At 36.8% G+C, this 18,398-nt stretch carries 17 protein-coding genes; 4 read left to right on the top strand and 13 right to left on the bottom strand.

Annotated features, from left to right (window positions below):
- Positions 1-8: 8 nt before the first annotated feature.
- The 9 genes from V1L66_RS00665 to V1L66_RS00625 all read right to left on the bottom strand — a co-directional run bounded on the left by V1L66_RS00665 (position 9) and on the right by V1L66_RS00625 (position 8,852).
- Positions 9-884, bottom strand: coding sequence for a branched-chain amino acid ABC transporter permease (locus V1L66_RS00665; protein ID WP_016992164.1), 876 nt, complete (start codon positions 882-884; stop codon positions 9-11).
- 146 nt (positions 885-1,030) lie between these two features.
- Positions 1,031-2,251, bottom strand: coding sequence for an ABC transporter substrate-binding protein (locus tag V1L66_RS00660; protein WP_004233542.1), 1,221 nt, complete (start codon positions 2,249-2,251; stop codon positions 1,031-1,033).
- A 398-nt stretch (positions 2,252-2,649) separates the two neighbouring features.
- Positions 2,650-3,252 (bottom strand): class I SAM-dependent methyltransferase, encoded by a 603-nt coding sequence (locus V1L66_RS00655; RefSeq protein ID WP_258859986.1) that lies wholly within the window; start codon positions 3,250-3,252, stop codon positions 2,650-2,652.
- An 88-nt stretch (positions 3,253-3,340) separates the two neighbouring features.
- Positions 3,341-4,843: a CotH kinase family protein gene (locus V1L66_RS00650; RefSeq protein ID WP_333006058.1), complete on the bottom strand. Its 1,503-nt coding sequence runs from the start codon at positions 4,841-4,843 to the stop codon at positions 3,341-3,343.
- 55 nt (positions 4,844-4,898) lie between these two features.
- Positions 4,899-5,111: a hypothetical protein gene (locus tag V1L66_RS00645; protein WP_333005961.1), complete on the bottom strand. Its 213-nt coding sequence runs from the start codon at positions 5,109-5,111 to the stop codon at positions 4,899-4,901.
- Between the two features lie 42 nt (positions 5,112-5,153).
- On the bottom strand, positions 5,154-5,837 hold the full coding sequence (locus V1L66_RS00640; protein WP_258859988.1) for a DUF4956 domain-containing protein: 684 nt from the start codon (positions 5,835-5,837) through the stop codon (positions 5,154-5,156).
- A gap of 19 nt (positions 5,838-5,856) precedes the next feature.
- On the bottom strand, positions 5,857-6,558 hold the full coding sequence (locus tag V1L66_RS00635; protein WP_258859989.1) for a polyphosphate polymerase domain-containing protein: 702 nt from the start codon (positions 6,556-6,558) through the stop codon (positions 5,857-5,859).
- 208 nt (positions 6,559-6,766) lie between these two features.
- Positions 6,767-8,182, bottom strand: a complete 1,416-nt coding sequence (locus V1L66_RS00630; protein WP_333005958.1) for a HAMP domain-containing sensor histidine kinase — start codon at positions 8,180-8,182, stop codon at positions 6,767-6,769.
- Positions 8,166-8,852 (bottom strand): response regulator transcription factor, encoded by a 687-nt coding sequence (locus tag V1L66_RS00625; RefSeq protein WP_333005957.1) that lies wholly within the window; start codon positions 8,850-8,852, stop codon positions 8,166-8,168. Before V1L66_RS00625 ends, V1L66_RS00630 begins: the two co-directional genes overlap by 17 nt.
- 219 nt (positions 8,853-9,071) lie before the next feature.
- Here V1L66_RS00625 and V1L66_RS00620 point away from each other — a divergent pair, with 219 nt between their 5' ends.
- Positions 9,072-9,404, top strand: coding sequence for a heme oxygenase (locus tag V1L66_RS00620; RefSeq protein WP_016992083.1), 333 nt, complete (start codon positions 9,072-9,074; stop codon positions 9,402-9,404).
- Positions 9,405-9,516: 112 nt separating this feature from the next.
- On the opposite strand, the gene V1L66_RS00615 is transcribed toward V1L66_RS00620, so the two are convergent.
- On the bottom strand, positions 9,517-10,536 hold the full coding sequence (locus tag V1L66_RS00615; RefSeq protein ID WP_333005955.1) for a YeiH family protein: 1,020 nt from the start codon (positions 10,534-10,536) through the stop codon (positions 9,517-9,519).
- Positions 10,537-10,649: 113 nt separating this feature from the next.
- Here V1L66_RS00615 and V1L66_RS00610 point away from each other — a divergent pair, with 113 nt between their 5' ends.
- Positions 10,650-11,531 carry a LysR family transcriptional regulator gene (locus V1L66_RS00610; protein ID WP_016992082.1) on the top strand — a complete coding sequence of 294 codons (882 nt, stop codon included), beginning with the start codon at positions 10,650-10,652 and terminating at the stop codon, positions 11,529-11,531.
- A 17-nt stretch (positions 11,532-11,548) separates the two neighbouring features.
- On the opposite strand, the gene V1L66_RS00605 is transcribed toward V1L66_RS00610, so the two are convergent.
- Positions 11,549-12,466, bottom strand: a complete 918-nt coding sequence (locus V1L66_RS00605; protein WP_016992081.1) for a LysR family transcriptional regulator — start codon at positions 12,464-12,466, stop codon at positions 11,549-11,551.
- Positions 12,467-12,588: 122 nt separating this feature from the next.
- Between V1L66_RS00605 and V1L66_RS00600 the strand changes: the two genes are divergently transcribed.
- Complete coding sequence (locus V1L66_RS00600) at positions 12,589-13,779, top strand: coenzyme F420-0:L-glutamate ligase (protein ID WP_016992080.1); 1,191 nt, start codon at positions 12,589-12,591, stop codon at positions 13,777-13,779.
- Between the two features lie 185 nt (positions 13,780-13,964).
- Here the strand turns inward: V1L66_RS00600 and V1L66_RS00595 are convergent, their stop codons facing one another.
- The gene (locus V1L66_RS00595; RefSeq protein ID WP_016992079.1) at positions 13,965-14,603 is read right to left on the bottom strand and encodes an RNA ligase family protein; all 639 of its coding nucleotides are present in this window, start codon (positions 14,601-14,603) and stop codon (positions 13,965-13,967) included.
- A 24-nt stretch (positions 14,604-14,627) separates the two neighbouring features.
- Positions 14,628-15,584, bottom strand: a complete 957-nt coding sequence (locus tag V1L66_RS00590) for an AAA family ATPase (RefSeq protein WP_016992078.1) — start codon at positions 15,582-15,584, stop codon at positions 14,628-14,630.
- A gap of 439 nt (positions 15,585-16,023) precedes the next feature.
- On the opposite strand from V1L66_RS00590, the gene helD reads away from it, so the two are divergent.
- On the top strand, positions 16,024-18,324 hold the full coding sequence (gene helD, locus V1L66_RS00585) for an RNA polymerase recycling motor HelD (RefSeq protein WP_333005954.1): 2,301 nt from the start codon (positions 16,024-16,026) through the stop codon (positions 18,322-18,324).
- Positions 18,325-18,398 lie beyond the last annotated feature (74 nt).

Raw genomic sequence — 18,398 nt, 5'->3', positions numbered from 1 at the left:
CCGCTCACCTACACTTTCTCACGGGCGTTTTTACCAAAGATACCCGATGGTCTGAAGATTAAGATTAAAATTAAAATAACGAATGCCGCTGCATCACGCCATAACGAGAAGCCAAGTGCACTTACTAAGGACTCTACAACACCTAGTAACATACCACCAACCATAGCGCCAGGGATGATACCAATACCACCAAGAACGGCTGCGATAAATGCTTTAACCCCAGGAATAACACCCATTAGCGGGTCAATTTTTGTATAATAAACACCGAAGATAACACCTGCTGCACCAGCTAAAGCTGAACCAATCGCAAACGTTGCAGAAATTGTATTGTCAACGTTAATACCCATTAAGCGAGCTGCATCTGCATCGTGGGAAACGGCACGCATCGCTTTACCAATCTTTGTTTTATGTACGATGAATTGTAAAAGAATCATCAGTACAACTGCGACTGATAAAATTAAGATGGAAGTACTGCTGATTTGAACGCCAAAAATATCTAGTGATTTATTTTTGAAAACCTCAGGATATGCTGCTGGTTGAGCACCTCTGAAGAAAATCGTTGTATATTCAATTAATAGCGATACACCAATCGCTGTAATTAAAGCTGCGATACGTGTAGCATTTCGTAAACGTTTATAGGCAATACGTTCAATTAATACACCAAAGATTGCACAAACTAACATCGCCAATAATAATGCTGGGAAGAAGCCAAGCTCCCATTTAGCAATAGCGTAAAAGCCAATAAATGACCCAATCATGAAGACATCACCATGAGCAAAGTTAATCAGCTTGATAATACCGTATACCATCGTATACCCTAACGCTATTAACGCGTAGATACTTCCAAGTGAAATACCGTTCACAAGTTGCTGTATCCATTCCATGCGCATTCACTCCTTTAAATTTTCTGAAAATTGAAAAATAAATACATAGATCTATACTAAAAGTTATGTTTTACTCTATGATTCTAGTTATCTAGCACACAAAAAAGGAAGGCGTGTTTACCCGCCTCCCCCTTGCTTACAAAACATTAAGGATTAACTTTAGAGTTGAACACTTGTTTACCGTCTTTAAATTCAAGAACTGTTGCTGTTTTAATTGGGTTATGATTTTCGTCAACTGAGAAAGTACCTGTTACTAAAGAAAGATCTTTTGTTGCAGCTAATTCATTTTTAATTGCTTCCCCATCTGTAGAGCCTGCACGTTTAATCGCATCCGCAATGTAGTAAATTGTGTCATAACCAAGTGCATTGAATGCGTCAGGCGCTTTGTCACCATTTGCCGCTTTAAATGCCTTTACAAAATCTTGAATTTTTTGATCTGGGTCTTCAGCAGAATAGTGGTTTGTGATGTATGTGTTATTCAATGCATCCGCGCCAGCTAGTTCGATTAAAGTTGGAGAGTCCCAACCGTCAGCCCCCATTAGAGGTACATCAATGCCCATTTCACGTGCTTGTTTAACAATCAAACCAACTTCTTCATAATATCCAGGGATAAAGATAAAGTCTGGATTTGCCGCTTTAATATTTGTTAATTGTGTACGGAAGTCTGTATCCTTCGCTACATAAGCTTCTTCTTTTACAACTTTTCCGCCACTCTTCGTAATCGTTTCTTTAAAGGATTTTGCTAAACCTTTTGCATAGTCTGATGCATTATCTGCGAAAATAGCTACATTTTTCGCATCTAGCTCACCTGAAGCAAAGTTAGCTGCTACAATTCCTTGGAATGGGTCAATAAAGCATGTACGGAAAGCATATTCATTAACACTGCCATCCTCGTTTACTGTGATATTCGGTGCTGTACCAGAACCAGTAACAATAGGAATTTTATTATCATTTGCAATTTGAACAGTTGCTACTGTATTACCTGAAGTTGCAGGTGCTAGCATTGCTACTACTTTATCCTGCGTTGCTAGTTTAATAGCAGCTGAAGTTGCTTCAGAGTTCTCTGATTTATTATCTACTTTAATCAATTCAATTTTCTTACCATCAATACCGCCAGCGTCATTAATTTCTTTTACAGCCAGTTCTGCACCTAGCCCAATAGAGGAACCATAAGATGCTACATTCCCTGAAAGCTCTAAGTTGGCACCGATTTTAATTGTATCGCCATCAGATGAACCTCCGCCTGATGATGAGCCTCCGCCAGAACTTGAATCGTCTCCGTTACCGCAACCAGCAAGAACACCAGCAAGTAATGAAGATGCTACTAAAAGTGAACCGAACTTCTTAAGCTTTTTGCTCTCTCTCATAATTAAATTCCCCCTGAAAATTTCTCAAATATTAGATATTTCTGATAATTATAAACAATTAAATTCATTTACTCAATAGCCAAAATAATTATTTATAACTATCTAAAAACAAAACAAAAATATTATTCATATAAGCCTTTTTCATTGTAAAACATTCTTTATATTTAGTCTAGAGTGATTTTTCAGTATAATTAGTTATTTATGAATTATCTTTTAATTCAAACTATACACTAGTACAAAACTATCAGATGAAATTATTTTTTCACAATAAAGTCTAATTACTTTAAAGAACTCCCAACTATTAAAATTATTTCCCTGAAAATAATCATAAAACTACAAGTAACTACTTGTATCTGTACTTTAAATAGTAAAAAGCTTAGAGTGGGTTTCCCTATACTCTAAGCTTTTTTTAATTCAAACACACAAAGGCGCTCATTAAGATTTGTTTCATTTTCTATTTGCACTTCATGAAGCAATTCAAATGGTGTACCACGATGTAGAAATTGTAAATAATCGTAAGGCGGATAATATAAAATTATATGAATGTCTCGCATTCGTTGCTCATAGGATTTCCAAATATTATGAATGACTGTGCGAAAAATATGGATGGAAAAAGGATTAAAAAAGAAAAACACATTATCACGTGACTTTATTTCATATGCCTCGGCTATTGTATGAATAAACTTAATAGGGGCATGCGCTCTCATTTTTTGAAGATAACTACGTTTGTTTTCTTCAGCCTCAGTATAAAATCCTGCATCCATCTCTATCCCAATGGTTGGTATATGGAACTTATGGTGCACATAAATAGGAACTCGCCCTTTCCCGCATCCCATATCAATAAATACTGGATTGTCAGGCATCTGATACGAAGCGAATAATTGCTCCAACCCGCTGTAGGGCGTTGGCTCGTAACGATGATAATGCGCAAGCTTAGGAAAACCATATTGCTCTCCCACTGTGCTTATATGCAAATGTTTATCAAATTGCTGTTCATTCATATGAAAAGACTCCTCAGAAAAAGAATGCTTTATTTTAACACGATAAAAAGCAAAAACCATACCCAAAGCTATTGGATATGGTTATTTTCTAACGACCTCTACGTTTAAATTTGACAACAAAGAGAAGAGCGATAAGGAGTAGCACTAGACATGTAATGGCCGTAAACACTGTATTTTTATCAATAACAGGCTCCTGATTCGCAGCTTTACTATTTACACCAGGCATTCCCATTGGAGCTCCATTTCCATTAGGAGGTTGCATTTGTTCTCCATTTTGTCCTGCTCTCGGACCCTCGCCATCTAAAGGCGGGCTCTTTGCTGGGTCAAAGTCCTCTGGCAGCTGACTTGGATCAAAATTGTCTGGCATCGAATTCATTTCACCATCTTTATTTGGCATTTGCGTACCCGTATTGCCCTGAGAAAACGTAGATGCTTCCACTACAAGCTCTCCAGACAGTTGCTTTAATATAGATTCTGAGCGCTGTTTAGCAAATGCAGGCAAGCTATTTTCGCCTTCAACTGCTTCTAAAAACTGCTCCGTAGTGGAGAATTTGGTTGGATCTGCCTCAACATAAGTTGTTAATAGCACAGCTAACTTTTTAGTAATAGATTGCACATAATCTTCTGTTAAATAAGTTGTTGCTAGCTCTTCTAAATAACCTTCATATTTGGCACGATATTCCTCATTCGAAAGCAATACATTCAGGAGTGGCCGCTCCTCTAAAGTTGTGCCAGAAACAGGCGTAATCACACTAAAATTAATAGCACTATCATCTAATAGGTTGCCCGACATGCCCATGTTGAAGCCGGCACCTTCTTTTTTCATACCCCCATCAACAGCTTGATCGGATTGTCCATTTTTTTGTGCCAATGGTTTTTCCATATTAGTAGAAGCGTCAGCTAGATTTTCGCCGTTTCCTCCTGCTATTCTACCGCCTCCAGCCCCAAAGCCACCAAAGGACATGTTGTAATCCCAAGGAATAATAGAAAACACACCGTTCTGTTCATATAAATAATAGTTATGTTTCATATTCCCTTGATAACTGTCTAAATTCACAAGTGCTGTATTGACGGCAAAATAACGTAACATTTCATCAACATCAATATATTTTTCTATGTCTCCACCATTATTAATGGCATCTAGCATTTCAACCAACTTGGATTGATCAATATTACCTTCATTTGTTTTTAATCCGATACCTGTATAGTCTTCAATATCGTCGCTAATATATTTTAAATCACTGCCTGTCCCATCTGGCTTAAATAAAAAGCCATCATTAGAGCCGTAATTATTAGCCAGGAATGTCTCATCTACAGCTTCTACCCCTAAAAACAAGCCCCGCTCCTCACCATTCACTGTGACATACATATAGGAGTGTGCTGGTGTTGGTAAACCCATTTGCTCCATCAGTTCATAGGAGATATACTCTCTCATTAATGTAGAGTCACTATAATTATTATTTAAATTTAATTTTTTTAAGCCATATAAGCTTTGTGTATCATCATAATAATCAAAATCGATTTTTAAGCTATAGCGATCTGAATCACTATTAACAACCGATCGTAATGATAGATTGCCCTTTGTACGAATAGCAACATTCTCAATTTTCTTGCCGTTTACAGTAATATCTGCTTGTTTTAATTCTTCAGCAGAAGCATTTTGCCAGCATATCCGCCCAATCTTCCTCGGCGATCTCGATATCTACAGTGGTTACTTTATTGCTATTAAATACTATTTTCTCATAGGAAAACTCAGAATTTTTCGTTTCAATGCCTATATTCGGGAGTACAGCATATATCACGACAAAGAGAAGGAGTAAAATTGCCATGCATAGATAGACAATTCGTGTTTTAATCATAGCCGTCACCTCTCATCGTAGTTCTATTTGTTAATAAGATCATTACGCTGTGAAATTCCCATCATAGCTCAGCATAATGGCTGATTTTACACCAGCTACCTTTGTTAGTTCATCCATCAATTTTGCATCATTTTGTTTTACACGAATTTCATAAGTTGTTTCGATTTCATTCTGTTGCATAATGGATTTCGATTTCAGAGCGAATTTTTTTGTTTGCGCGGCAATAATTCGCTCAATTTCAGCATTAGCCAACTCTTCTTCAAGCTTTACAATCAGTAAATACGGATTTTCTACCGTTATTTTATTAACGAATATTAGCAATACAAGTCCGATTAAAACTGCACCAATAATCACTAATGGAATAAAGCCAGCACCACATAAAATACCTGAAACAATTGCCCAGAAAATATAGACTAAATCCATTGGATCCTTAATAGGTGTACGGAAACGTACAATAGATAATGCACCAACCATACCAAGTGACAGCAGAACATTTGAACTGATTCCCATAATCACTAGTGCTGTTGCCATTGTCATTATAAGTAGTGAGATATTGAATGAATGTGAGTAAATAACTCCATTAAAGGTCTTCTTATAAACAGCATAAATAAAAAGCCCAATAAAAAATGCGACTACTAGACCAATAATTGAATCGATTAATGAAAATGAGGTTGTTTTTTCTAAAAAGTTGGATTTAAAAATATCACTAAATTTAATTGTATCCATTTTTCATTCTCCTTTATTATTAGCCGTACATACGACTAAGTTGATATTTTGAATAGGCCTCAGCACGAGTATCCACTGACTGCAGTAAATACTTGATAATGTCTGGTAAATATTCGTCGTACTTTACCTCTAAAATTACAAGATTCGGCTCAAGCACATCGACCATTGGTAAGTTTTGATTAAACATATCCGTGTTGCGTAGACTCGATTGCACCTTACTATCAAATGTCACACGCACATTGCCAAACGGATAGATATAGGCTTCTCGCTCGTAATCCACTACCGTAGTAGGTCTCAGCTGGCTGTAATTCATCACTTGATATAAATCTCGAATTAGCGCTCGGTCGTCATTCTCCATCCAGGCTATCTCGCCAATACGTAGTTTTTCATATTCAGCTTGAGATATTGAACATTTTGTTTTAAAGGTAACATTGTTACGCTTACTCTTCCGCTCCAGATTAATAACGTCACTAGACTTACCGTATATGCGTACCCGATATTTATCTCGATTAATAAAGCCTTCTTTTTTCTCATTTAACACTTTATTGGCAAAATTATCGAAGTACGTACTACGAATCAAATATTTACCGTCTAAGCCAGCATGCTTATCTCGTTGCATAACATGCTGAAGCTTGGCTTTTAATAACGCATAATCTGGATAGGAGATCGCTTGTTTAATTTCTTGGCGACCATTTGGATTAAATGAAGTAACTATTGGCATTTCATCACTCTCCCTACTCATATTAGTATCAGACTGATAAACCTTTAATGCTGCTCGTCCCTTTGTTCATTGCTCGTCCACATCGTTTACTATAAAGAGCTTTTGTGTCAGGCAGATGTCAGCTTTACAAATTCTTCAACTATCTTTTACAACACAAAGCAGATTTCTGGGAGACAGGTTAAACCAACATTAAAAGGCTACTACGCTCTTATAGCGTAGTAGCCTTTTGCAATACTAATTCAAAATGTGTTCCAGAGGGATTGCTTTCGATTAATCGCAACTCTCCTCCAACAGATTGGGCCATCATTTTACTAAGTGGTAATCCTAAACCCAACCCTCGAACAGTATATTTTTTATTTTCTCCTCTATAAAAACGCTCAAAAATAAATGCCTGATCCTCTAGAGGGATTCCATGTCCTGTGTCCTTCACCATCACCGACAGAGTTTCCCCCTTATCTATCACCGTCAAGGTTATTGTTCCTTTGTCCATCGCCTGTTTAGCGTTGGTTAATAGGTTTGTAATGATTTGTTGGATACGAACAATATCTATCTGTACAAGCAAAGGCTGTTCCAACAAATGTAAATCAACTTTCACATGTTCATCTTCCTGCATTACTTTCCACTGTGCCACTGAATCTTGCAGTAGCTGATTAATATCTACTGACTCTATCTGCACAGGAATAGCATCGACAGCAAAATGGTTAAAGGCAAGTAAGTCACCAACCATTGTTTTCATTTTTGTCGTTTCGACCATAGCCATTTCAATGAATTCCATAGCATCCTGACCCGTTACAACACCACCTCTTACAGCCTGTAATAATCCACTTATAGAGGTGACAGGTGTTTTCAACTCATGGGTGACACCTGCCAGTAATTCCGTTCGAGTTTTCTCCAGCTGCTCTAGTTTATTTGCCATATTTTTAAAGGAGGAAACAAGCTCATAGACCTCTTTTTCCTTACTATCTTGAGGCAAATCAATTGCATAATTGCCTTCCTGTACATGTTTGGCAGCCTCTGCTACTTGTTTAATGGGATTGGCTAAGCGCTTTGACAGAAAGTAAATAGCGATCCAGCCTAATAATGCTAATGCTCCAATTAATATGGCAAGCTGTCCATATGCTTGGTTAACCCTTGTTAAATTCTCCTTCTTCTCCATCACCAGGGCCCAGCCCAATAACTCATTATTATTTTCTATCTTTCTTTTCACTACATATTCAGGCTCAAGTCCATCCTTTATTTCCTTAGTACCTTCTTTTCCATCCAACAAGCCAGCTACATTTTTGGCACTACCAGGTGGTACTGGACGGTTGCTTGTCAGTATATTTCCCTCAGTATCTACAACATACAAAATTGGATCGATCTCTTTCATATTAAAACGCTGACGATCCCCTATGAAACCTGGAATACCATTTATAGGTCCATTATTAGGATTTGTTGCATCCGTTAAACGATAGACCGTCTCGTCTGCTAAAAACTCCATTAATTCTAATCGATTTTCAAATGTTGTATGACGAATCCACGTTGCGGAGATCAAAGAAATAATAGCTAAGCCTATAAAAAGTGTTAGTAAATATCGGCTCGTCCAATATTGAAGTAAGGATATTCGCTTATTTTTTTTGAACACTTAGCTGATACCCCAATCCACGTAGTGTCTTTATTTCCCCTTCCGCCTCATCCCATTCTTTTAAAGCCTTCCTAAGTCTCTTTATAGCTAAATCTACGGCACGATCACTACCCTCATACTCCCATCCCCACACTTGATCAATAAGCTGATCACGGGTAAATGTTTGATTAGGGTGGTCAGCTAAAAACATAAGCACAGATAAATCTCTTGGCGTTAATACAATCTCTTCTCCGCCCAAAAGCACTTTATGCGCTTTACAATCAATCACTAGAGACCCATACTGCTTAATAGTAGATGAATCTGGACTACCTTTAGCACGTCTTAAAACAGCCCTCACTCTTGCAACAACTTCATCTGCGATAAAAGGCTTGGCAATATAATCATCTGCCCCATGATCAAACCCCTCTAGACGGTAATTAACCTCACCTAATGCTGTTAACATGATAACTGGGCACACACTTCGTTCTCTGATTTCCTTTAAAATGGACCAACCATTTTTTTCTGGTAACATAATATCGAGCAACACTAGGTCTGGCTGTGTTTCACAAAACATGACCAAGGCTTGACCACCATTGAAACATTGTGTCACACTATAACCCACCTTTTGTAAATACACCTTTAAAACCTGGCTTATTGCATATTCGTCCTCTATTACTAAAATGTTAGCCAAAGTCGATCACCTCGTTACTAGTTCACTCTTATACTCATTATAGCACCGGATTATGTCAGTTAAATGTCAGCCTATCCATAATCCATAAACTACTAGCACAGATTATATAGAGGACATCTATTGACAATGTCTTCCTAAGCCACTTATCATTGAGTGCGAATGATAATCAATGATAATTCATTCAAAAACCTAGTAAATGAAATTAAGGGGGGTAAAAGCATGATTATTGTAACTAATCGTATTCAAGTAAAACCCGGTTTTGCTGCGAGAATGGCACCAAATTTTACAAAGCCAGGGCCTCTGCAACAGTTTGAAGGCTTTCATAAAGTAGAGGTATTAATTTCAACTGATGATCCTACTTATGATGAAATGAGTGTTAATATGTATTGGGAATCTAAGGAGCATTTCCAAGCATGGCGTAATAGCGATGCATTTGCTGCAGCCCATCAACGCCCAAATTCGGGCTCTGAGGGAGAAAAGGCTGACAGTCCAATTATCGGCAGCAAAATGGTGGTGGCTGAATTAGCTTCTTCTATTGGAGCTTTAAATTAATGAACGACGATTAAATTACTTATACATTATCTTCTGATTCTATCTAAAAAGCCCTGCATGTTGAACAATCATGCAGGGTCTTTTTTTCTTGGTATACGAAACATTAATTAAATCAATATAAAAGAATGACTAATATATAGCCAAGTACGGATAGGCAGACTGAGCCGATTAAACCTGCAATAAATGCCTTTACACCTAGCTCCTTAAACGTTTTTATTTCAACATTTAATCCCAAACCAGCCATTGCCATCGCAATTAAAATATAAGCAATATTTACAAATGCTTGCGATACGTTCGCTGGTATAATCCCTAAAGAGGTGATAGCACTCATCGCTAAAAACCCTAAAATAAACCACGGTATGATGGATAAAGAAAAGGCCTTTTTCTCTTCACTTTTGTCCATTCTTCGATAGAAAATACCAATAACAATCGCTACAGGTACGAGCAGGGCAACACGTGTTAATTTCACAATGACGGCTATATCAATTGCTTCATTTCCACCAGCAGATGCAGCTGCAATTACATGCGCAATTTCATGTAATGTCCCCCCTGCGAAAATACCATACGCAGAAGGTGTTAAATCGATAATCGAATAGAGTACCGTATAAATAAGTGTAAATAGAGTCCCCAATAACGCAACAATCGCTGCCCCTACCGCCGTTTCCTTTTCATTTGCCTTAATTTGAGGTGCAATTGCCACTACTGCAGCAGCTCCACATATTGCAGTCCCACAAGCAGTTAATATCCCTAGCTTCTGATCAACTTTAAATATTTTTGTTAGGCCATACACAACAATTAATGCAAATAGCAAATTAATGACTGCAATTAAAAAAACGTTTGCTCCCGCATGATAAATGTCTGCCAAATTTAAGCGCATACCCAATAAAATAATACCGAATCGTAATAGCTTCTTGCTAGAAAATGAAATACCTACTTGCCATGAATTCTGTACTTTAAATATTGCTCGCCAGCTCATCCCTAATATTATGGCAATAACCAACTGTCCCAATATCGAAAAGAAAGGAAATATGGCAATATATTTCGCTACTAAAGCAATAAGGAGTGTTAACAATATTCCCTTCAAGAAATTTGGATTAAGTGTGGATTTTACTTTATTCTGTCTATTAACCATGATGTTCACTTCTTTCTCCCTTGTTGATTATTACTTTAATAAAGCGTGCACTATTAGTAAAATACATATATATAATTATTATTATTAATATTTCTAATAATAGAGGTGAAAATATGCAATTGGATGCTTTAAAAACATTTATCACACTGGTTGAAGTCAATAATTTTACGAAGACCTCTGAAAAACTTCATATTTCACAACCAAGTGTTAGCTTACACATTAAGAATCTAGAGCAAGAATTACAAACAACCTTATTTATTCGCTCCCCAAAATCGGTGCAAATTACACCAACTGGTGAAATTCTTTATAAACGAGCAAAGCAAATCATGGCGATAGCTGAAGCTGCAAAAGAAGATATCGCTGCCTATCATCAAGAGGTACAAGGTACGCTAGTCATTGGGGCAAGTTTTACAATTGGCGAATATATATTGCCTCCAATCATTGCAAGCTTACAGCAACGATTCCCACAACTTGAACTTCAAATTATTATTGGCAATACAAAGGAAATCATTCAATATACAAAATTACTGCAAGTCGATATTGGTCTAATTGAAGGTCAGGCTCATGATAATGAACTAGTCATTAAGCCATTTATGCAGGATGAGTTATTTATTGTTAGCGACAGTAATCATCCTCTTACAAAGCAACAACCTCTGACTGCTGATAAACTCCAGCAGCAAAGCTGGGTTGCGCGTGAAGAAGGCTCTGGAACACGTTATTATCTGGATCATTTATTCAGAGCAAATGGTTTGCAGATTCATTCGCTTTTGACTATTAGCAGTAATCAGGGCGTGAAGGAGAGTGTAATGCAGGGACTTGGTCTTTCTTTATTGTCTGCCTGTGTGATAGAACGTGAATTAAAAAATGGAGATATGACTATTCTGCGCCTTGAAGGCCAGCACTTTATGCGAACATTTTCTTATCTTTGCTCACCTACCATGAAAAATAAACGCAATGTCGACATATTGATTGATAGCTTAATAAAAAAAGCATAGCGATTTTTTTCTCGTCGCTAAGCTCTTTTTATGGTTCTTCTCGTATTAAAATGTTTATTTTCAATGATTTCAACAAATTTCATTGCTGCTCTAGAAAGGGGTACTGTCTTCAAATAACACATACCAATACTTCTTGTGGGGATACTTTCCATTAAAGTTAATTCATAAAGAAGACCTCGTTGTAGATAGTCCCTTGAAAATTCCTTTGTTACACATGCAATGCCAAGGTTACTACGCGCAAATTCTAGTACCAAGTCATGTGAGCCTAGCTCAAACTCTGGCTCTATGTGAACGCCTCTTGCAAAAAGATAATCTTCCACATACTTCCGTGAATTCGACTTTTTCTCTAAAAAGATAAGTGGAAATTTCAAAAGATCCTCATAGCTTAAACTTTTAGACGAAAGTGTTTTATATTTTTCCCCACAGACAAAAATATCCTGAATATCTGTACATACCGTCAACTTTAATGTTGAATCTTCTATTGGAAAATTACAAAACCCTATATCTACCTCACCTGATTTAATAAAATTACAAATTTCAGAGGTTGTACCATTTAGCATTTGCAATTTAATATTCGGATACATTGTATGGAATGCTTCTAAATAAGGCATTAAAAAGAAGCGTGAGATCGTATCACCTACCCCTATTTTTAATTGCCCAGTTGTTAAATTTTTGAATTCAAGTAACTTTTCTTCACCAGCATCTAAAAGCCCTAAAGCAGAATTAGTATATTCAAAAAGTAGGCTACCCTCTGTTGTTAATGTCACACCTTTAGGGGTTCGATTAAAAAGACGTGTGCCAAGCTCATTTTCTAATTGCATCATTGCCTGACTTACAGCTGGCTGTGTCATATATAAATCTTTTGCTGCACTAGAAAAGCTATTATTTTTTGCTACAACACTAAAAACACGATATAAATCTAATTTCCCTATCATATAAGCACCCCTTATAGCTATTATATGAACTATTAATTTTACTTATATCATTAACGAGCCTTATAGTAAAATCATATGGATTTTATTTCACTTTACGCAAGATAGAATGAGGAGAGATTAAATTGGAACGTGTAATCGGTACAGTTGTAAGAGGTCTTCGTGGTCCTATTATTAACGAAGGCGATAATATTGAGCAAATTGTTGTAGATACAGTGTTAAATGCTGCACAAATTGAAGGATATGCAATCGAGGATCGTGATATTGTGACAGTAACTGAATCTGTCGTGGCACGTGCACAAGGAAACTATGCTACGATTGATGATATTGCCATAGATGTAAAGGCTAAGTTCGGTGATGATACGGTAGGCGTTATTTTCCCCATCTTAAGTCGAAACCGCTTCGCCAATTGTTTACGAGGCATCGCTAAAGGTGTAAAAAAGGTAGTATTAATGCTAAGCTACCCATCTGATGAAGTGGGTAATCACCTTGTAGATATTGATGAGCTCGATGTAAAAGGCATTAACCCATGGACGGATACACTCAATGAGGTTGAATTCCGCGAGCATTTTGGCTATAAAAAACACACATTTACTGGTGTAGATTATATTGAATACTATAAAGAGTTAATCGAAGCAGAAGGGGCTACGTGTGAGGTCATCTTCTCAAATAATCCAAAAACAATTTTAAATTACACAAAGAGTATCTTAACATGTGATATTCATTCACGCTTCCGCACAAAACGTATTCTAACAGCGAACGGTGCAGAAAAAGTTTACAGCCTTGATAATATTTTAGCTGAATCAATTAATGGCTCTGGTTTCAATGCTGAGTATGGTCTACTTGGCTCAAACAAAGCTACAGAGGATAGCGTAAAATTATTCCCGCATACTTGCCAACCGATTGTTGATGGAATCCAAGCAAAAATTAAAGAAGCTACAGGAAAAACAGTAGAAGTTATGATTTATGGCGACGGCGCATTCAAGGACCCTGTAGGTAAAATTTGGGAGCTTGCAGATCCTGTTGTATCCCCAGCATTCACAGCTGGATTACAGGGAACACCGAACGAGGTTAAATTGAAATACTTAGCAGACAATGATTTTGCAGACCTTCGAGGCGAAGAACTAAAGGCTGCTATTTCTGAATACATTCAAAATAAAGATGAAGATTTAACAGGACAAATGGCTGCACAAGGAACAACGCCTCGTCGTTTAACAGATCTTATCGGTTCCCTATCTGACCTTACATCTGGTTCGGGTGACAAAGGAACACCAATGATTTACATTCAAGGCTACTTCGATAATTACACTAAATAAACAAACAAAAATGAACTCTCGTCCTAATGAAGAGAGTTCATTTTTTTATGGTGAGGATAACAGGAATCGAACCCGTACTCCCATTGAATAGGGATATGCACTCCTTGCACCTACCTCGTAATAGAAGATTATTGAATGCTTGCTATAGTATTACATTGTGCTCAGTCCCTTCTCTTCTTAATTGATTAGGATTTTAATTTATTTGGAATAATTTCTTCTCTTAGCCAATGCTCACTTGTTTGAACATGTTGCGGTCTCACAAATTTCCCTAAATTATAACGGAAATCTTCGTAATGGAATGAGCTAGTATTTCTAATGACATACCCCTCTTGTTCCCCTTCAAAGAATGATTTTCCAGTGAATGTACGTTTTATCTGTTCTTCGTCAAAAATCCCTCGGTATAAAACGGGCACTGTTTCTATACCTAACGCTGCTGCAAAGGCCACGGTTTCATCCCAGCTCAAACAAATATTTTCTTCATTCCAAATGCTAAACAAATAGAAATAGCTTGTTAATCCTTGATAATAAATAGAATGCTTGGCATAAACATTTTCACCACATAAGCGCCAGTCCTTTGGAATCCGATACGCAAAATTCGCGTGAAATGTTTTTACCCAATGTCTAGAAGGATGGTTGGCTGAATGAATACTTCTAGCATGCATATAGTCTCTGTAAAGTGTTGTCCCCTCTCCATCTAACTTTTCAGTGACAACAACCTCCTTTCCAATAAAATGATTCACATTTCTAGCAACTTTATCATCATCGGTATAGCCCCTGCTCCATGGTAAATGAAAACTTCTTGGGTATTTCATGAATTTCGTCATATTTTCACCTCCCTTTCCCAATGTTTACTTGGCAAATTGATCTGCCTCACGGAAAAAATAAAGCCTTGTTAATAAATCACCATCTAATAAATGATAAATTTGGCTTCCACCTCTATCTCCCCCATACTGGATTAACATATGAAATTGCACTAAATGAACAACCTTTAATACAAAGTCCTTTTCAAAGCCCAACTCTAATAGAAAATGGCAAACCAGTTGAGCAGAGACATTTTCATGCCCAAAATAACCATAACGCTGTTGCAAAGGTTTATATTTTTTACAAGCTGGTTTACCAACATCATGAAACAATGCAGCTATTTGTAGAGCTAATTTATCGCTTTCTGAGTAGTACTCATTGATATACGCGTACACAAAATACGTATGCTGACATAGTAAAAATTGATGGAATGGGTTTTCTTGATCGAATTGATAAATTTCTTTGAAAAGTGGGACTGCTTGAAGTGTTTGAAAAAGCTCTTCATAGGTGGGGTGGCCTTGTATGAGTGAAACAAATTGTTGTCGAGAAAGATCATAGGGACTTGATTCATGAATAATATGCAATTCATTAAACCCTTCTCCTACTGTCGGGAACTCTAAATGCTTTCTCATTTTTTCCATCACGATTAATGGTACATGTCTTTTCCTTTGCTGGTTTCTAGCTACACAGATTGAATAAGGTGTATCAAAGTAATAACATACCTTCTGCACTGTACTTGGTATTTTACGAAGTGCAAACATCCTGCGCTCTCGTTCAATATTGGTTGCATCCACAATGACAGAAAACCCTTTTGCTACTAAGTCATTAAGACGTTCATATAACGTACGAAAGACTATACGTGACTTTTGCTTCGTTGAATCCCCAAATAACTCCTGACGTATAGCGTCGCTTGATAGAACAATTGCATTTTCATTTTTAGCTAGCTGTTTCACAAATGTACTTTTTCCACTCCCGGGCAACCCTACTGTAAAGATCACCTTCATTTTTTCACCTCCCTTCAAGTTTCTATATCGTATGGCATGCCACATTCTTTAGTGTCTTAAGAGCATTTCATCCACTTATTTTTAATAACAATTTATTATAATCAGTCATAATATGAAGCAATATTACATATAAAAAAGACTGCTCCACCTTTTTGTAGAGCAGTCTCTATATATCAATATCTTATTACCTTACACAGTTATTGTATCATAAATTTACAATAATTTCTAGACTATACTTCTTTCCGAAGTAGATGTATGATAAATTTCCTGATTCAATCCACCCTTCTCATGACCAGCGTTAGATACTTTCACTTTATTCAAAGGGATGGTGGGACAACCAGTTAAAAAAGCATCACAATTACGCTCTTCTCACCATCTATTGAGGTGAGGGTTACTGTCAAAGGAAGCAAATAACTATGGAGAGGAATGTGAGTAAACGTTGGAAAATCAAAAAGAATGGCTAGAAGAAAAGCAGCACCTTGAGGATTCTTTAAACATCATTGTTCACAAAATAAAAGAGTTAGAGCATAAAGAAAAAGGCTTCAAAGAAAATGCTGTTGCCTTAAAGAAATCCTTTTGGAACGATGTCAGAGTCAATTTAGATACTGCCGAGGATGTAGACGAAACCTTTTTTGCAATTAAGCAGCAGGCAGAGCTTTTATCTGACTCAGAGCTTGCACAGGAACGTGCAATTCGTAATGTAAAGGTATATGAACGTTTACAACAGTCACCCTATTTTGCTCGTATTGACTTTTTACAAGATGGTCAACAAGACCCTTTAAAAATTTATATCGGTGTAGCCACATTATTGGATAAACAGGATGAAAATATCGTCATTTTTGATTGGCGAGCGCCTATATCAAGTATGTATTATGATTACACACCTGGTGATGCATCCTACGAAACTTTAGGTGAAGAAATTCATGGAGAAATGCTGTTAAAACGGCAATTTATTATTAAAAATGGTCAACTACAATCCATGTTTAATACGGGCCTTACAATTGGTGATGACCTACTGCTCGATATCCTTGCGCAAAATGCAAATGAGCATATTCGTAGTATTGTTGCGACAATCCAAGCAGAGCAAAATAAAATTATTCGCCATGTAAATTCACGCTATCTTATTGTTGAAGGTGTGGCAGGTAGTGGCAAAACAGCTGTAGCCTTACAGCGGGTAGCTTATCTACTTTATCGTTATCGTGATGAAATGACTGCCGATCAAATTCTGCTAATTACACCTAACCAACTTTTTAATCAATATGTTCATTCTGTCTTACCTGATTTAGGTGAAGACAATATGCAGCAGTTAACGTTTATAGAATATGCTGAAAAACGATTAGGTAAACAGTTTCAATTAGAGTATCCTTATGAGCAACTTGAAGAACTGTTAACAGAAAAGGATGATGCTCAGTATCAAACAAAATTAAGCATCATTTCTTTTAAAGCGAGTCTCGCTTATAAGCATTTAATCGATCAATATGCGAGTTATTTATCCGATAAAGGCTTGTTATTTAAAAATATCGTTTTTCGTGGAGAACGGATTATTACTGCACAGGAAATTACCGAATACTTCTATTCTTTCCCTTCTACTATGTCGATACCAGATCGCCTACAATTAGTAAAAGAATGGTTGTTGCAGCAACTAACGAAATTGGAAAAGGCTGAGCGTACAAAGGAATGGGTAGAAGAAGCTACTGAGCTATTAGATAAAGAAGACTACTCCAAATCTTATAGTGAACTTTTATACGAGGGTCGCTATACTGAAAATTCATTTGACGATTTTGATCAAGAACGCTATAAATTAGCGAGACAAATTGTCAAAAAACACTTTAAACCATTACGTAACTCTGTTAACAAGTTAAAGTTTGTTCATATGTTAGGTATTTATCGACAGCTCTTTGAATTGAACAGTTCTATTAACAAGGATTTACAACACCTTATGCCAGACAATTGGGAAGATATTTGTCAGCAAACACTCCCTAATTTAGCAAAGCGTTTGATTGCCTATGAGGATACTGCACCATTTTTATATTTACAGGACAAAATTGAAGGACAACAGACCAATAGGATGATCCGTCATGTGTTAATAGATGAAGCACAGGATTATTCGCCATTTCAACTTACTGTATTACAGCAGTTATTCCCAAAAGCACGTATGACCATTTTAGGTGATGGCCACCAAACGATTCATCCACATACCTTTAATAATCCTTCTCTACTCGACACTCAATTATATGGTGAGCAGGCAGAAAAAATGATATTAACCAAAAGCTATCGTTCGACAAAGCAAATCATACAACTCACTGCCAAAATATTGAATGATGGTAGTGAAGTAGAAGCATTTAACCGAACTGGCCCTGAACCATCGATTACTATCGTGCCAAATGAAGTGGAATTAATGGATCAAATTATTCAAGACATCAACCATTTATCTATTAAATTTGAAACAATCGCTGTCATCTGTAAAACCGCAGCCGAATGCTCTGCCGTTTATAAGCAATTAAACAATCGAGTAGATATTCAATTAATCAACCATAATTCAAAGCAGTTTAAGAAGGGTATTTTATTACTTCCAGCTTACATGGCGAAAGGGATCGAATTTGATGCGGTAATCATCTATAATGCATCTGCCGCTAATTACTCAAGAGAAAGCGAACGGTACTATTTCTATACGGCGTGTACGAGAGCTATGCATGAGCTGCACATTTATTCCATTAACAAATTAACGTATTTCCTTTAATAATAGGTAACGAGGCTGGGACATAACTAGCTTCAATTAGTGAGAAATCCGAATTTGAATGAATTCAAATTCGG

This window comes from Lysinibacillus sp. IITD104 (genome assembly GCF_036698265.2).
Taxonomy (GTDB): domain Bacteria; phylum Bacillota; class Bacilli; order Bacillales_A; family Planococcaceae; genus Lysinibacillus; species Lysinibacillus boronitolerans.
The sequence above is the reverse complement of the archived record's forward strand: the minus strand, read 5'-3'. Positions and strand labels throughout refer to the sequence as shown.

Excerpts from the sequence above, each read along its gene's own strand:
- V1L66_RS00665 (WP_016992164.1), bottom strand. The coding sequence starts at position 884 with ATGGAATGGATACAGCAACTTGTGAACGGTATTTCACTTGGAAGTATC.
- V1L66_RS00660 (WP_004233542.1), bottom strand. The coding sequence starts at position 2,251 with ATGAGAGAGAGCAAAAAGCTTAAGAAGTTCGGTTCACTTTTAGTAGCA.
- V1L66_RS00655 (WP_258859986.1), bottom strand. The coding sequence starts at position 3,252 with ATGAATGAACAGCAATTTGATAAACATTTGCATATAAGCACAGTGGGA.
- V1L66_RS00645 (WP_333005961.1), bottom strand. The coding sequence starts at position 5,111 with ATGATTAAAACACGAATTGTCTATCTATGCATGGCAATTTTACTCCTT.
- V1L66_RS00640 (WP_258859988.1), bottom strand. The coding sequence starts at position 5,837 with ATGGATACAATTAAATTTAGTGATATTTTTAAATCCAACTTTTTAGAA.
- V1L66_RS00635 (WP_258859989.1), bottom strand. The coding sequence starts at position 6,558 with ATGCCAATAGTTACTTCATTTAATCCAAATGGTCGCCAAGAAATTAAA.
- V1L66_RS00620 (WP_016992083.1), top strand. The coding sequence starts at position 9,072 with ATGATTATTGTAACTAATCGTATTCAAGTAAAACCCGGTTTTGCTGCG.
- V1L66_RS00615 (WP_333005955.1), bottom strand. The coding sequence starts at position 10,536 with ATGGTTAATAGACAGAATAAAGTAAAATCCACACTTAATCCAAATTTC.
- V1L66_RS00610 (WP_016992082.1), top strand. The coding sequence starts at position 10,650 with ATGCAATTGGATGCTTTAAAAACATTTATCACACTGGTTGAAGTCAAT.
- V1L66_RS00605 (WP_016992081.1), bottom strand. The coding sequence starts at position 12,466 with ATGATAGGGAAATTAGATTTATATCGTGTTTTTAGTGTTGTAGCAAAA.
- V1L66_RS00595 (WP_016992079.1), bottom strand. The coding sequence starts at position 14,603 with ATGACGAAATTCATGAAATACCCAAGAAGTTTTCATTTACCATGGAGC.
- V1L66_RS00590 (WP_016992078.1), bottom strand. The coding sequence starts at position 15,584 with ATGAAGGTGATCTTTACAGTAGGGTTGCCCGGGAGTGGAAAAAGTACA.